The sequence below is a fragment of the Mesorhizobium sp. M4B.F.Ca.ET.089.01.1.1 genome (assembly GCF_004022605.1).
Lineage (GTDB): Bacteria > Pseudomonadota > Alphaproteobacteria > Rhizobiales > Rhizobiaceae > Mesorhizobium > Mesorhizobium abyssinicae.
Genome location: NZ_RZOS01000125.1, coordinates 1 through 13,788, shown reverse-complemented (window position 1 = coordinate 13,788; position 13,788 = coordinate 1). Strand labels below are relative to the sequence as shown.

12 protein-coding genes are annotated in these 13,788 nt (G+C 64.0%); 6 read left to right on the top strand and 6 right to left on the bottom strand.

From position 1 onward, the window contains the following. From EN780_RS14405 to EN780_RS14390, 4 genes are all read left to right on the top strand, one after another. Positions 1–274 (top strand): endonuclease domain-containing protein (locus EN780_RS14405; protein WP_245499961.1); only part of this gene is annotated, 274 nt, incomplete at its 5' end. A gap of 85 nt (positions 275–359) precedes the next feature. Then, positions 360–2,930 carry an FAD-dependent oxidoreductase gene (locus EN780_RS14400; RefSeq protein ID WP_128274408.1) on the top strand — a complete coding sequence of 857 codons (2,571 nt, stop codon included), beginning with the start codon at positions 360–362 and terminating at the stop codon, positions 2,928–2,930. Positions 2,931–3,121: 191 nt separating this feature from the next. Then, entirely contained in the window at positions 3,122–4,534 is a 1,413-nt protein-coding gene (locus EN780_RS14395; protein ID WP_245499963.1) for a glycosyltransferase family 39 protein, read from the top strand. Between the two features lie 20 nt (positions 4,535–4,554). Continuing rightward, complete coding sequence (locus EN780_RS14390; protein WP_128274404.1) at positions 4,555–5,907, top strand: Xaa-Pro peptidase family protein; 1,353 nt, start codon at positions 4,555–4,557, stop codon at positions 5,905–5,907. A gap of 1 nt (position 5,908) precedes the next feature. Here the strand turns inward: EN780_RS14390 and EN780_RS14385 are convergent, their stop codons facing one another. Together EN780_RS14385 and EN780_RS14380 are read right to left on the bottom strand one after the other, a co-directional pair. Next, entirely contained in the window at positions 5,909–6,709 is an 801-nt protein-coding gene (locus EN780_RS14385) for a PhnD/SsuA/transferrin family substrate-binding protein (protein ID WP_128274402.1), read from the bottom strand. A gap of 90 nt (positions 6,710–6,799) precedes the next feature. Further along, positions 6,800–7,810, bottom strand: a complete 1,011-nt coding sequence (locus EN780_RS14380) for a fatty acid desaturase (protein WP_189556555.1) — start codon at positions 7,808–7,810, stop codon at positions 6,800–6,802. 227 nt (positions 7,811–8,037) lie between these two features. Between EN780_RS14380 and EN780_RS14375 the strand changes: the two genes are divergently transcribed. Together EN780_RS14375 and bmt are read left to right on the top strand one after the other, a co-directional pair. After that, a complete protein-coding gene (locus tag EN780_RS14375; protein WP_127286744.1) occupies positions 8,038–8,880 on the top strand; it encodes a helix-turn-helix transcriptional regulator in 843 nt (280 codons plus the stop codon). Between the two features lie 89 nt (positions 8,881–8,969). Next, complete coding sequence (gene bmt, locus EN780_RS14370) at positions 8,970–9,986, top strand: betaine--homocysteine S-methyltransferase (protein ID WP_127392225.1); 1,017 nt, start codon at positions 8,970–8,972, stop codon at positions 9,984–9,986. Between the two features lie 24 nt (positions 9,987–10,010). Here bmt and EN780_RS14365 read toward each other — a convergent pair whose 3' ends face one another. From EN780_RS14365 to EN780_RS14350, 4 genes are all read right to left on the bottom strand, one after another. Then, positions 10,011–10,196, bottom strand: a complete 186-nt coding sequence (locus EN780_RS14365; RefSeq protein WP_245478450.1) for a hypothetical protein — start codon at positions 10,194–10,196, stop codon at positions 10,011–10,013. A 389-nt stretch (positions 10,197–10,585) separates the two neighbouring features. After that, the gene (locus tag EN780_RS14360) at positions 10,586–12,739 is read right to left on the bottom strand and encodes a VWA domain-containing protein (protein WP_128274400.1); all 2,154 of its coding nucleotides are present in this window, start codon (positions 12,737–12,739) and stop codon (positions 10,586–10,588) included. A gap of 2 nt (positions 12,740–12,741) precedes the next feature. Beyond that, the gene (locus tag EN780_RS14355) at positions 12,742–13,299 is read right to left on the bottom strand and encodes an RNA polymerase sigma factor (protein ID WP_128274398.1); all 558 of its coding nucleotides are present in this window, start codon (positions 13,297–13,299) and stop codon (positions 12,742–12,744) included. Positions 13,300–13,468: 169 nt separating this feature from the next. Then, a partial coding sequence (locus EN780_RS14350) for a dienelactone hydrolase family protein (RefSeq protein ID WP_189556553.1) occupies positions 13,469–13,788 on the bottom strand: 320 nt, incomplete at its 5' end.

Genomic DNA, 13,788 nt, shown 5'->3' with positions numbered 1-13,788 from the left:
GCTTTGGCTCGAACTGAAGGGTCGCAAGCTTGGCGGCTACCGCTTCACGCGCCAGTTTTCCATCGGCCCCTTTTTTTCGGACTTCGCATGCCGCGAAAATTGGCTCGTCGTGGAAATCGACGGCCACCAGCATGCAGACAGTTCATATGACCGCCGCCGCGACGAGTTCATGCGCGCCCAAGGTTATTCGATCCTGCGCGTTTGGAACCATGACGTCCTGAAACATCGCACTTCCGTCTGTGAACCATCCTTGCCACGCTTGATGGCAGGCTAACCGAAAACATCGCGGTATCCGATCTCCGCTTTGTCTTCACGCCTCGCTCACTCGATTCAAACTCTTCAAACACGGACCTATCTGTATGAAATCTCATGTCAAAGCGGTTGTCATTGGCGGCGGCGTCGTCGGCTGCTCGGTGCTCTACCATCTGGCCAAGGCCGGCTGGACCGACATCATGCTGATCGAGCGTTCGGAATTGACCTCGGGCTCCTCCTGGCATGCCGCGGGCGGCTTCCACACGCTGAATGGCGACCCCAACGTCGCCAAGCTGCAGGCCTATACGGTGCAGCTCTATAAGGAGATCGAGGAGATTTCCGGCCAGTCGTGCTCGCTGCACCTGACCGGCGGCGTGATGATGGCCGACACGCCGGAGCGCATGGACTTTCTGCGCCTTGCCCACGCCAAGGGCCGCTATCTCGGCATGGACACCGAGCTGATCACGCCGTCGGAAGCCAAGGCGATGTTCCCGCTGATGGACGAGAAGAATTTCGTCGGCGCCATGTGGGATCCGGTCGAAGGCCATCTCGACCCCTCCGGCACCACCATTGCCTATTCCAAGGCGGCGAAAAAGCTCGGCGCCGAGATCGTGCTGCGCAACCGCGTCGTCGACCTGACGCAGCAGCCGGACGGCACCTGGAATGTCGTTACCGAGCAGGGCACGGTTCACGCCGAGCATGTCGTCAACTGTGGCGGCCTGTGGGCGCGCGAGATCGGGCGCATGGTCGGCGTCGAGCTGCCGGTGCTGGCGATGGAGCATATGTACCTGCTCACCGAGCCGATGCCGGAGGTCGAGGAATTCAACAAGTCGACCGGCCGCGAGATGATCGGCGTGCTCGATTTCAAGGGCGAGATCTACACCCGTCAGGAGCGCAACGGCATCCTGCTCGGCACCTATGAAAAGGCCTGCAAGCCGTGGTCGCCGGTCAACACGCCCTGGGATTTCGGCCATGAGCTCCTGCAGCCCGACATCGACCGTATCGCGCCGTCGCTGGAGATCGGCTTCAAGCATTTCCCCGGCATCGAGAAGGCCGGCATCAAGCAGATCATCAACGGCCCCTTCACCTTCGCGCTCGACGGCAATCCGCTGGTCGGCCCGGTGCAGGGCCTGACCAATTTCTGGTGCGCCTGCGCCGTCATGGCCGGCTTCAGCCAGGGCGGCGGCGTCGGCCTCGCACTGTCCAACTGGATGGTGCATGGCGATCCCGGCTTCGACGTCTGGGGCATGGATGTCGCCCGCTTCGGCGAATGGGCCGGCCTGCGCTACACCAACGCCAAGGTGTGCGAGAACTATTCGCGCCGCTTCTCGATCCGCTTCCCCAACGAGGAACTGCCGGCCGCTCGCCCGGCGCAGACGACGCCGCTCTACGACACCATGCTCGCCAACAACGCGGTCATGGGCGACTCGTGGGGTCTGGAGACCCCGCTATGGTTCGCACCGAAGGGCACCGAACCGAAAGACATCGTCTCCTTCCACCGCTCCAACGATTTCGGCCCGATCGGCGAGGAAGTGCGCGCCACGCGCGAGAAGGTCGGCGTCACCGAGATTGCCAACTTCGCCAAATACGAAGTCTCCGGACCAGCAGCCGAGGAATTCCTCAACCGGCTGATGACCAACCGCATGCCGAAGGTTGGCCGCATCGTGCTGACCCCGATGGTCAACGAGTTCGGCAAGCTGATCGGCGACTTCACCATCGCCAAGTCGGGTGAGGACCGGTTCATGATCTGGGGCTCGTCCGCCGCGCAGAAATACCACATGCGCTGGTTCGAGAAACACCTGCCGAAGGACGGTTCGGTGCGCATCCACCGTTTCGACCAGACGCTGGTCGGCCTGTCGATCGCCGGGCCGAAATCCCGCGACCTGCTGCAGAAGCTGGTCGATGTCGATGTCTCGACCAAGGCCTTCCGCTTCATGGATTACCGCGAGATGGCGGTCGGCGGCGCGCCCTGCATGGTCAACCGCATCACCTATACCGGCGATCTTGGCTACGAGATCTGGATGGCGCCCGCCTATCAGCGCCTCGTCTATAAGGCGATCAAGGAAGCCGGCGAGGAATTCGGCCTGGTCGACTTCGGCATGCGCGCGCTTCTGTCGATGCGCCTGGAAAAGAATTTCCCGACCTGGTTCCGCGAATTGCGCCCGATCTACGGTCCGTTCGAGGGCTCGATGGACCGCTTCATCAAGCTGGAGAAGAACGACTTCATCGGCCGCGAGGCGTCCGCCAAGGAGCACGCCGAAGGCCCGAAGCTGCGCCGCGTCTCCTTCATCGTCGATGCGGCCGACGCCGACGTGATGGGCGACGAGCCGATCTGGGCCAAGGTCAGCAAGGACTACGGCACGGTGGAAAAACCGCATGGCTATGGCGCGCCGCGCTTCGACACCACGGGCAAGGAAGTGCGCGGTTCGCAGGCTGCCGAAGGCGCCTCCGCAGTGCGCGGCATCGCCGATGGCGACTGGCGCGTGGTCGGCTGGGTCACTTCGGGCGGCTATGCGCACTATGTCCAAAAGTCGATGGCGCAGGGCTATGTGCCGGCGGCGTTGGCCGAGGACGAAAGCGCCGGCCTGTTTGAGATCGAGATCCTCGGCCACCGCCGTCCGGCCCGCATCAATGTCGAGCCGCCCTTCGACCCGAGCGGCGAGAAGATGCGCACGTAAAAGGGCGACAGCGCGTGCCGGATCGTGTAGTTGGCGTTTCGACCAAGCACGGTTCGACCGGCCGCGATGGGAAGACGACGTCCTTGCAGCATCTAGAGAAATGGACCGACTGGCTTTGCGACGACAAGGCCGGTCCATTCAACGCCGCGCTCGCCTTTTCCGTCACATACTGCCTTGTCCAGGTCGTGGTGATGACGCTGTCGTCGCACTGGGCAGGCACGGGCGTCGGCGTCGATGAATCCGAGCAATTGATGGTGATGCGGGTCCTGGCGGCTGGCTACGGCAGCTCGCAGCCACCGCTCTACACGTGGCTTGCCCACCTGACGGCCTCGTTGGTCGGAACCAGCATCCTCGCCCTCAAGATCGTGAAATACGGTCTGCTGGCCGGAGGGCTCGCGGCATACTTCACCGCGGTGCGCCGGCTCGGCTTCTCGAATCGCGCTGCCGCTGCCGCCATGTTCGGCCTGCTTCTGTTTCCACAGATCATCTGGGAAATGCAGCATGCCCTCACCCACTCGGTCGCCATATTCTGCTTTTCGTCGGTGCTGTTCCTGGCGCTGGTCGAGCTGCTGAAACGGCGATCCCTCGCCGCCTATGTGCTGTTCGGCCTGGCAACGGCCGCGGCGATGCTGTCGAAATACAACAATGTCATCTTTCTCGCCGCGCTGCTCCTGGCGGCGCTGTCGCTGCGCGAAACGCGCGCGGCGATCTTCGACCGCCGCTTCCCGATCAGCGTGGTGGTGGCCATGCTTGCCTGTCTCCCGACATTCCACTGGAGCCTCGCGCATCTCGAAGACTTGCTGTTGCACAGCGACGGCTTCGGCGTTGCCGAGGGTGGCAGCGCGGCGGCGACGGCATCGCTCGGCGTGTTCGGCTTGGGCAAGGCGATACTCAACTTCGCCGGGCTTCCGATCGCCGTCTTCGCCGTTGCGTTTTTGGTGGCAATCAGGAGACCCACGCCATCGTCAGAGCCTTGGCCCTGGCCCGAAAAGCTGCTCTGGCGCGCGATTGCTTTTGCTCTGCTGATTACGCTGGCGGTGGTGCTGGCGGGCGGCGTGACGCAATTTCGCGATCGTTGGATGCTTCCGGTTTTCGTTCTGCTGCCCGCTGCCCTTGCCATGCGTCTGGATGCCATGGGCGACAGGGGCAGGAAGACGCAAGCCACGATTGTCTTCGCCGGCGCCGTCCTCGCCATCCTGGTGCTGCCGGTAAGCTGGTACATGCAGGTGTACGGCGGAGACAGCCGCGGACGCATCGTGCGGATGGACTATCACTCGCTGTACGGCCAGCTCATGTCCGAAGGGCCGGTGCGCACGGTGATATCCAGCTGGTTCTGGGCCGGCAATTTGCGTCTTGTCGATTCCGATCTCGTCGTGCTCGACGACGAGATACCCGATTTTGCCGCGTCGATCCGCGAACCAGCCGTGCTTGTCCTGGCGGCTGACGACGGCGAGCCGAATTCGATCATTTTCGACAGGATCGCCAAGGCCGGCTACGCGATGGACACCATCCATCGGCAGGTTGAGGTACCTCAGTTGCTCGGCGGCACCCCTGCGACCCGCCAGCTCACGATAGCCAGACTTCACAGGATCACGGCGCCGTAGCGCGCTTCGGGAGGGATCGCATGGAGACACAACGCTTCGGCCGCCATCGCAAGATCATGCCGTTCGAATCGGAAGCGGCCGGCTCCGTTGAAGCGCTGCGTGAAGCCTCCCGCCAGAAGGCGGCTTCGCTCAACCAGCATGTGCTGGGCTACGGCGCGCAGGCCGAGGCCGAATGGCAGGCGGCCGGCATCGCCGCTCCGCACCTTGCCGCCATGCGCAAATACCGGCTCGACCGCATCCGCTCCGAATTGAGGCGCCGCGGCTATGCCGGCGCCCTGCTCTACGACCCCGTCAACATCCGCTACGCCACCGACTCGACCAACATGCAGCTCTGGGTCGCGCACAATCCGACCCGCCATTGCTTCGTTGCCGCCGAAGGGCCGGTGGTGCTGTTCGACTATTTTTCCTGCGAGCACCTGTCCGATCATTCCGGCGTCGTCGACGAGGTGCGGCCGGCGGTGTCGTGGATGTATCTCTACAGCGGCGAGTTGACGCCGTTGAAGGTCCGCCGCTGGGCCGCAGGCATCGCCGATCTGGTGGCGCAACATGGCGGCGGCAACCGCCGCATCGCCGTCGACCACATCAATCCGGAGGGCGCCGAGGAGCTTGCCCGCCTCGGCGCCAGCATCGGCAATGGCGAGGCGGTGATGGAGAGCGCGCGGCTGATCAAATCGCCGGACGAGATCCTCGCCATGCGCCGTTCGATCGTCGCCTGCGAGGCGGCGATGGGCGAGATGGAACGGGCGCTGGAGCCAGGCATTTCCGAAAACGAGCTGTGGGCGGAGCTGCATCGCGGCAACATCGCGCGCGGGGGCGAATGGATCGAGACCAGGCTGCTGTCTTCCGGTCCGCGCACCAATCCCTGGTTCCAGGAATGCTCGTCGCGCGTCATCGAGGCCGGCGATCTCGTCGCTTTCGACACCGACCTTATCGGCCCGTATGGCTTCTGCGCCGACCTCTCGCGCACCTGGCTCTGCGGCGACGGCAAACCCTCGAACGAGCAGCGCGATCTTTTCCGCATCGCCGCCGACCAGATCGCCCACAACACCCAACTGATGCGCCCGGGCATCTCCTTTCGCGAGCTTGTCGAGCGCGCCGCGGTGCCGCCCGGCGACTGTTTCCCGACCCGCTACGGCGTGCTCTACCACGGCGTCGGCCTGGCGGACGAATATCCGACGCTGCCGCATGCCAGCGACTGGACCGAGGATACGCCGGACGGCGTGCTCGAAGCCGGCATGGTGCTGTGCGTCGAAAGCTATATCGGCCGGCTGGGCGGACGCGAGGGTGTCAAGATCGAGGAGCAGATCCTCATCACCGAGACTGGCAACCAGCAGCTCTCGAGCTATCCGCTCGACGAGCGGTTGCTTGGCTGAGTCACTCCAGGCCCGCGATCGCTTCGCGCAACGCCGCTACCGTCTCTGGCGGCGTGGCGCGGGCGGTGATGAACGGCAGGCCCTTGCGCCGTCTCGTCCAGCCGACGACCTTCACGTGCCTTGCCGCCGGTTCGAAGCGTTTGGCCAGCGCCCAGCTCTCGCAGTCGATCGCCGCGACATCGGCCCTGCCCTCGGCAATGGCGACGATCGATGAACGGTGGCCGCCGCTCTGTATCTGCGAAGCAAAAATGTCGAGGCTTTCGCCCATCGCCTCCAGGTCCCGCGTCAGCCCGAGCAGGCCGGACATGGAGTCCGGATTGTTGAAGGCGAAGCGCTTGCCGCGGATGAGATCGAGCGGGATCGAGGCGCTGCCATCGGCCGGCGATGCGACGGACTGCCCGCCATCGGCCGGCATGACGATGGCGCTGGAATAGAGCTCGCCCTGCCCGCCCTCGACGGCATCGTAGCTCGGCTGGCCGATCACCTGGACGTGGCTCGCTAGCCCCAGTTCCATCGGCCCCCAGCAGGTCTGCCCGAACAGCAGCGCCGGATGCAGCCAGAGCCCTTGGAAATCGAGCTCGTCCGCCGGCAGCGTCGCCGGATCGGGCGCGATCACCTTGCCGGCGCTGCCGCGGATGCCGCCGGGCACCGGCGGCAGGTCGCCATTAACGCGGACGAGTTTCTCCGGCGCCTCGATGCCCTTGCCCCTGATGGCTTCACGCAACCGCGCCCATTGCGCGTCGACTTCGCCCCTCGCCTCGGGCCAGTCATACATCGGCAAGGCCGCAACGAATTCGCTCATGCCTGGATTTGACCGCTGTTCTGGAAAACTGACAAGATCGCGGACGCTAGCCGCCCGCAGCATGGATGCCGCGTGGCGGCAATACCGTGATCATTCCTTTGGCGGCTCGGCCGGAACTGGCGCGCTGCCTAGCCCATTGATGCTGCGCGCCCGAACCCGCGGCTTGAATGCCCGGCCCGGCTCCGGCGCGCGCCGCAGCACCGGATGGACGATCGGTTCCTTGGCCTTGAAGGCATGCGCCTTGAGCAGCGCGAAATAGTTCGGATAGGCATAGCCGTTGTTCAACCGCAGCCACTCTTCGCGGCGGTCGCGGAACAGCTTCGGCAGCTGGTACCAGGCAACCGTCGGGCTCTTGTGATGAACGAAATGCAGATTGTTGTTGAGGAACAGGAAGGACAGCGGCGAGCGCTCGATGATCACCGTGCGCCCTTCCGGATGTTCCGACCACTGATGCTCGGCATAGGTGCGGATCGAAATCATCGACTGGCCGAGCCAAACCGGTACCAGGATGTAGAGCCACAGCGGAATGCCGAAGCCGTACGTCACGATCGGCACCACCATGGCAAGACCGGCGGCGTGCAGCAGCCATGCCTTGCGGATCGCCTTGTCGCCGGCTGCGATCTGCTTGGCGTCGTCGATGAAGAAGCCGATCGACGACAGCCACGGACCGAGGATGAGGCGGCCGACCATCGTGTTGTTGATCTTCAGCAAGAGTTTCATTGCCGGCGGCAATTCCTCATGCATCCAGAGCGCCTGGTAGTAGCTCTCCGGATCGTCGAGCGGATCGGTCAGCCGCTCGTCGGCATGATGGCGAAGGTGGATCGTCTTGAAGCGGCGGAATGGCCATACCATGCCGATCGGCAGGAAAACGAAAGCTTCATTGATCCGCGCGTTGCGTGTCGGATGGCCATGCAGCACTTCGTGCATCAGCGACGATTGCAGTGCCGCTATCAATGCCAGGGCCGCGAGAGCCAGAAGTGGGTAAGATGGCCAAAGCAGGAAGCCGGTGGCAAGCCAGGCGCCGTAGCAAAAAAATGCGAGGAACACGGTCGGCCATTCGATAGCCGCTGCACTGCTACGTCTCTTAGTCATGCTTGCCATGCGATCGACCACTGCCCTCCAGTCGCCGGAACCACCTTGATTCCTGACACCATTGTGTCAGGAGCCTGTCGTTGCCGCAACGCGACAAAGCGCACAAACTGTTGCGAGTGCGCATTTTCAGCCGCATATGTTATACATTGTAAACAAACAGCGGATTCATTTCCGCCTGAGCCACGTTCAATGCGGCTACGGCGCAAATTTTTCCTCTCCGAAGCAGGAGCAGCGTCATGGACAAGCGCGATCTGTCGACCCTCTTCCGGGACCGTTTGAAATTGCTCTTGACACGCTCGGACCTGAACCAGTCGGCTTTCGCGACAGCGGTCGGCATCGACCGTTCGGCACTCTCGCAACTGCTCTCCGGGACGTCGACCCGACTGCCCCGCGCCGAGACGCTGCTCAACATCGCTGCCGAGTTCAAAGTGTCGCTCGACTGGCTGCTGGGGCTGAGCCATGACGAAGGCGTCACCGGTGAAATCCGCGAGAGCCTGGAGATCGAGGAGGCGCCCGACGGCTTCGACCGCACGCTGCTCGCCAAATGGCACTCCGAAGCGGCTGGAACGAAAATCCGCTACGTGCCGGCCGGCATTCCGGACCTGCTGCGCACCGAGGCGCTCGTCGACTACGAGGCGAACATCACCAACAAGAGCCGCGAGGCCCAGGCGGGCGAGACCCAATACCGCATCGACTACACCAGGCGCCCGGAGACCGACATGGAGGTCTGCATGCCGCGCCACACGCTGGAGATCTTCGCGCGTGGGCTGGGCGTCTGGGACCGCTTTCCCGAGGCCGACCGCCGCCAGCAGCTTCTGCACATGGCAACGCTGCTCGACGACCTCTATCCGACCTTTCGCCTCTATCTCTATGACGGGCGCATGCGCTATTCGATCCCCTACACCATCTTCGGACCCTACCGCGCCGCGATCTATGTCGGCGACATGTATCTGGTGCTCAACGCCCCCCAGCCGATCCGCACGCTGACCAGCCATTTCGACAATCTAATCCGCGCCGCCGACATCAATGCGCATGAGGCGGCGAGCTTCGCGCAAAGGCTGGCCGAGCTGCGATTTTGATGGCTGAGGACCGGCTTTGAGATTGACGACATATAAAGAGTTCTTTATATCCTTATCTCAACAAAGAACTCCGTAAGGCGTATGTCATCATGACCAATCCGATCGAGGCACTGCTTGCCGAAAAGGGCGTGCTGCTCGCCGATGGCGCTACCGGCACCAATCTGTTCGCCATGGGCCTGGAGGCCGGCGAGGCGCCGGAGCTGCTGAACGAGACCGCGCCCGACACCATCACCAGCCTGCACCAGAATTTCGTCGACGCCGGCGCCGACATCATCCTGACCAACTCCTTCGGCGGCACCCGCCACCGACTGAAGCTGCATCATGCGCAGGACCGCGTGCATGCGCTGAACAAGCGCGCCGCCGAGATCGCGCGCGCGGTGGCCGACAAGTCCGGCCGCAAGGTGATCGTCGCCGGCTCGGTCGGCCCGACCGGCGAATTGCTGGTGCCGCTCGGCGCCATGACCTATGACGAGGCGGTCGACGCCTTCGCCGAGCAGATCGAAGGCCTCAAGGCGGGCGGCGCCGAAGTCGCGTGGATCGAGACCATGTCGGCGCCGGACGAGATCCGCGCCGCCGCCGAAGCCGCGATCCGCGTCGGACTGCCCTACACCTATACCGGCTCTTTCGACACCGCCGGCCGCACCATGATGGGCCTGCTGCCCAAGGACATCCACGGCGTCGTCGACGGGCTGTCGCAAGATCCGCTCGGCGTCGGCGCCAATTGCGGGGTCGGCGCGTCCGACATCCTTGCCTCGCTGCTCGACATGACCGAGGCCAGGCCGGAGGCGACGGTGATCGTCAAGGGCAATTGCGGCATTCCGGAATTCCGCGGCACCGAGATCCACTATTCCGGCACGCCGGAACTGATGGCCGACTATGTCCGGCTCGCCGTCGATGCCGGCGCCAAGATCGTCGGCGGCTGCTGCGGCACCTCGTTCCAGCATCTTGCCGCCATGCGCAAGGCTCTCGACGCGCACACCAAATCGAGCCGGCCGACCATCGAGACGATCGTCGAGCGCATCGGCCCGATGCGCAACAAGGTGGCTACCGCAAACACCGCCGAGACCAGCGAGGCCCGCCGCGAACGCCGTCGCGGCCGCGCCTGACCGTTTGATCGGTCGCCGTTTCGATTATTCGCTGTTTTCGGCGTAGCGCGACAGCGCCGTGTTGAAATCGGTGGCGCTGCCTGTGTCGCTGCCCATGCTCATCAAGGCGCCCGATGCGCGGGGATCGCTGATCTGCTCCAGCATGACGCGGAAGCGGTCATTGTTCAGGGCCGACTTCGCGGTGTTCCTGGCCGCCTCGACATCATTCATGATGCGCCGGGATTCCGCCGACGGCGCCTGCGAGGCGGTCGACTGAACGTCCCTTGCAGCCGGCGTTGAATTCGCAATGTCTCTGATCAGCACTTCCGGCCCCCACAAGCCCGTGTATTAGCTTTTCGTAACAAGAGGGAATTGCGATCATATTCCTGAAAAGGCTCGCAATTTAACGATCTGCCGAAAAGGGAGCCGGGTTCAGGATCTATTGAGATTCAGGTCAGGCCGAGCCAGGAAACCTCCATTTGCAGGCCGGCCTCACCCGAATATCAACAGATCCGAAAAAAGGCCGGCAAGGTTCCCCTCGCCGGCCTGCCTCACCCGCCCGTGGCCGGTTCCCCGTATCAGAACGATCCCCGTCTGAAAGGAACCGGCCGTTATTGCCACTACCGGTTACCGCCCAGCGCCGAGGCAAGGCGCACAAGCGACAGGAATTCCGACCTGTAGCCAAACGGGTCGGCTCCTCGGGCGGCGGTGGCAATCTCCATGATCTTGTCGTAGCCGAACTTCGCGGTCGCATCCTCGTCGCGCAGCTTCTGGCCGAACGCCGCGACCGCGACCGAGAAGCGCTGGTCGGTGCCGGCCTGGTCGAAGGACTGGACTTCGTTGGCCGACGTCACCGGCGTGGTGATCAGCTTCGAGGTGTCCTCGTCCGGCAGCTTGTAGCGGATCTTGACGAAGGCATATTCGTCGGCATTGGCGACGCCGCCATTGTTGACCGTTGCCTGGCCGTAGCGCAGCGGGTCGATCTGCTCGCCGCCGCTGCCCTTCGGCGTGATCTCGTAGATCGCCGTCACCGAATGGCCCGAGCCGATATCGCCGGCATCGACGCGGTCGTTGTTGAAATCCTCGCGGTTGAGCGCGCGGGTCTCATAGCCGATCAGGCGGTATTCCGAGACCCTGTTCGGATTGAACTCGACCTGGATCTTGACGTCCTTGGCGATAGTGAACAGCGTCGAGGACGCATCCTCGACCAGGACCTTCTCGGCCTCTGCGAGCGTGTCGATATAGGCGGCGGTGCCGTTGCCGTTTTGCGCGATGGTCTGCATCATCTGGTCGTTAAGATTGCCGCGCCCGAAGCCGAACACCGACAGGAAGACGCCGGTATTGCGCTCCTGCTCGATCAACCGCTTCAGGTCGTCGTCGTCTGTCTGGCCGACATTGAAGTCGCCGTCTGTGGCGAGCATCACACGGTTGACGCCATCCTTGACGAAGGATTGCTGGGCAAGCTTGTAGGCTTCCCGGATCCCCGCCTCGCCCGCCGTCGAGCCGCCAGGCTGCAGATGGTCGATGGCCGACAGGACCTTATCCTTCTCGGCAACCTTGGTCGGCATCAGCACCGTGCCGGCATCGCCCGCATAGGTGACGATCGAGACGGTGTCGTCCGGCTTCAGCTTGCTGACCAGCAGACGGAAGGCCGACTGCAGCAGCGGCAGCTTGTCCTGCTCGTTCATCGAACCCGACACGTCGATCAGGAACACCAGATTGGCCTTGGGCTGCTCGGTCGCCTTGACGTCGAACCCCTTGATGGCGACGTGCATCAGCTTGGTGTGCTCGTTCCACGGCGTCGGCATGACGCTGACGGTCGAGTTGAACGGAGTCGAGGCCGCATCCGGTCCCTTCCAGTCGTAGGGGAAGTAGTTGATCATCTCTTCGACGCGCACGGTGTCGGCCTGCGGCAGGTAGCCTTCCTTCAGCGAGCGCCGCACGAAGGAATAGGAGGCGGTGTCGACGTCGATCGAGAAGGTCGAGACCGGGTCCTCGAGGGCGGCATGCACCGGGTTGGTCTTGAAATCCTCGACGCGGTCGCGGTTTTCCTCCTGCGGCAGCAATTGGTCGGCAGGCAGCGTGGACGGCTGCGCCATCAGCTTGGATTCGGCGGCGGTGCCCGGCACAGGGCCGCCGCGTGCGACATCGGCGGGGGCCGCGGCTCCACCATCGAGGGAGAGCTGGCCACTGACGGTCGGCGCAGGCGCCGGCTCGATGCGCTGGAGCGCATCCTGCCGGACCAGGCCGCCGGCCTTCTCCGCTTCGGACTTCGGCGGCTGTGCCGGCGCGACCAGCACCTCGTTCAAACCGCGGCTTTCACTATCGGTGTCTTTCTTCTGCTTATCGGCCTCGGCAACCGGCTTCAGCGTCGCCGGCACTTTGGTCGCCGGCGCGTTGGTCGCCGGCACGTTGGTTGCCTGCCCGTTGGTTGCCGGTTTGTCGGCCAGCGTCTCGGTGATCTTCTCATCGCCGCCGATCTGCGGCGGCGCCTCCCTCAGCATCTGCAAGGTGGCGTATCCGGCGATCGGCAGGGCGACGAGCCCGGCAATGGCCGGCGTGGCGATCAGTTTCTTTTGCATGATCTCTCTCCAGAGCTTTTGTACCCGCTCTGTGAGACGAAGCCCGCCGGCCGATCCTTGGGCGGCAGCGAAGATTTTTTCCTGCTCGTCGAAAGCCTGCATGGCTGCTGCCAGCGCGCGCGCCTTCGCCTCGGCGTCCGGCGCCGGTGCCGTGATGTTGCGCAGCCTCTCGAGTTCGTTGTCGTCGACCATGGTCACACTTCCCCGGCTGAACGCATCAACGTCTTCAGCCGTTTCTTCGCTTCATGGATGTGCCAGGAAACCGTCGTCTCCGAGATCGCCATCGCCTCGGCGGCATCCGCGTGGCTGAGCCCCTCGCCATAGACGAGCAGCACCGCATCGCGCTGCTTGTCCGGCAGCTTGCGCACCGCCGCCCATAGCGCTTCGGCCGGGTCCTCGGGTTCCGCCGCCTCTCCCGCGATCAGCGCGTAGGCGCCGTAGGCCTCGGCCTTGCGGGTGTCGCGGGCGCTCTTGCGCATCATGTCGCGCGCTGCGTTCAGCGTCATGGTGTAGAGCCACGTCGTGAAGGCTCCCTTGCCATGATAGTCGCGGATCGCCCGGCCGAGCCGGACGCAGACTTCCTGGGCGATGTCCTCGGCGTCCGCCTTCCTGCCGCACCAGCGATAGGCAGCGCGATAGACGAAGCCGTAGTGCCTTTCGAGCAATTTGCCGAAAGCACCCCTGTCTCCGCCCTTCGCCCGCCCGACCAATTCGGCGTCGGAGGCTTCGCCCTCGTCCAGCATCATCGCCATCATTTGCCTGTTGGACGAAGGCTAATGGCCAATCCTTGGGGTTATGGAAAGATTTTTTTGCCGCAGCGCTTTTCCTTCTCCCCGTTCACGGGGAGAAGGTGTCCGAAGGACGGACAACGTTCGAAGGCTCGCGCTACATGGTGCCCTCGCCGCGATCTGCGAGAGAAGGCTAGCCAAGCGTCTCGGCAAACAGCGTCGTCAAGCGCTTCCAATGGCGCTCGGCGGCGGCCGCGTCGTAGACGCTGTGGTCGGGCACGCACCAGCCATGCGCCACGCCGACATAGTTCTCGATCGCGTGGTCGACCTCGGCCACCCTCAGCGCTTCGGCCAGTCGCGCCGACTGCTCCGGCGGAAAGCTGCGGTCGACGCCGGCTACGCCGACATAGACCCTGGCCTTGATTGACGCCGCCTTGCGATGCGGGCTGTCGGCTGCATCGCTGGCCAGATTGCCGCCATGGAAGCTCGCCGCGGCGGCGATCCGGTCCGGAT

Coding starts and splice junctions, on each gene's coding strand:
- EN780_RS14385 (WP_128274402.1), bottom strand. CDS start 6,709: ATGAGCGAATTCGTTGCGGCCTTGCCGATGTATGACTGGCCCGAGGCG.
- EN780_RS14400 (WP_128274408.1), top strand. CDS start 360: ATGAAATCTCATGTCAAAGCGGTTGTCATTGGCGGCGGCGTCGTCGGC.
- EN780_RS14380 (WP_189556555.1), bottom strand. CDS start 7,810: ATGGCAAGCATGACTAAGAGACGTAGCAGTGCAGCGGCTATCGAATGG.
- EN780_RS14395 (WP_245499963.1), top strand. CDS start 3,122: ATGACGCTGTCGTCGCACTGGGCAGGCACGGGCGTCGGCGTCGATGAA.
- bmt (WP_127392225.1), top strand. CDS start 8,970: ATGACCAATCCGATCGAGGCACTGCTTGCCGAAAAGGGCGTGCTGCTC.
- EN780_RS14360 (WP_128274400.1), bottom strand. CDS start 12,739: ATGGTCGACGACAACGAACTCGAGAGGCTGCGCAACATCACGGCACCG.
- EN780_RS14390 (WP_128274404.1), top strand. CDS start 4,555: ATGGAGACACAACGCTTCGGCCGCCATCGCAAGATCATGCCGTTCGAA.
- EN780_RS14365 (WP_245478450.1), bottom strand. CDS start 10,196: ATGAATGATGTCGAGGCGGCCAGGAACACCGCGAAGTCGGCCCTGAAC.
- EN780_RS14355 (WP_128274398.1), bottom strand. CDS start 13,299: ATGGCGATGATGCTGGACGAGGGCGAAGCCTCCGACGCCGAATTGGTC.
- EN780_RS14375 (WP_127286744.1), top strand. CDS start 8,038: ATGGACAAGCGCGATCTGTCGACCCTCTTCCGGGACCGTTTGAAATTG.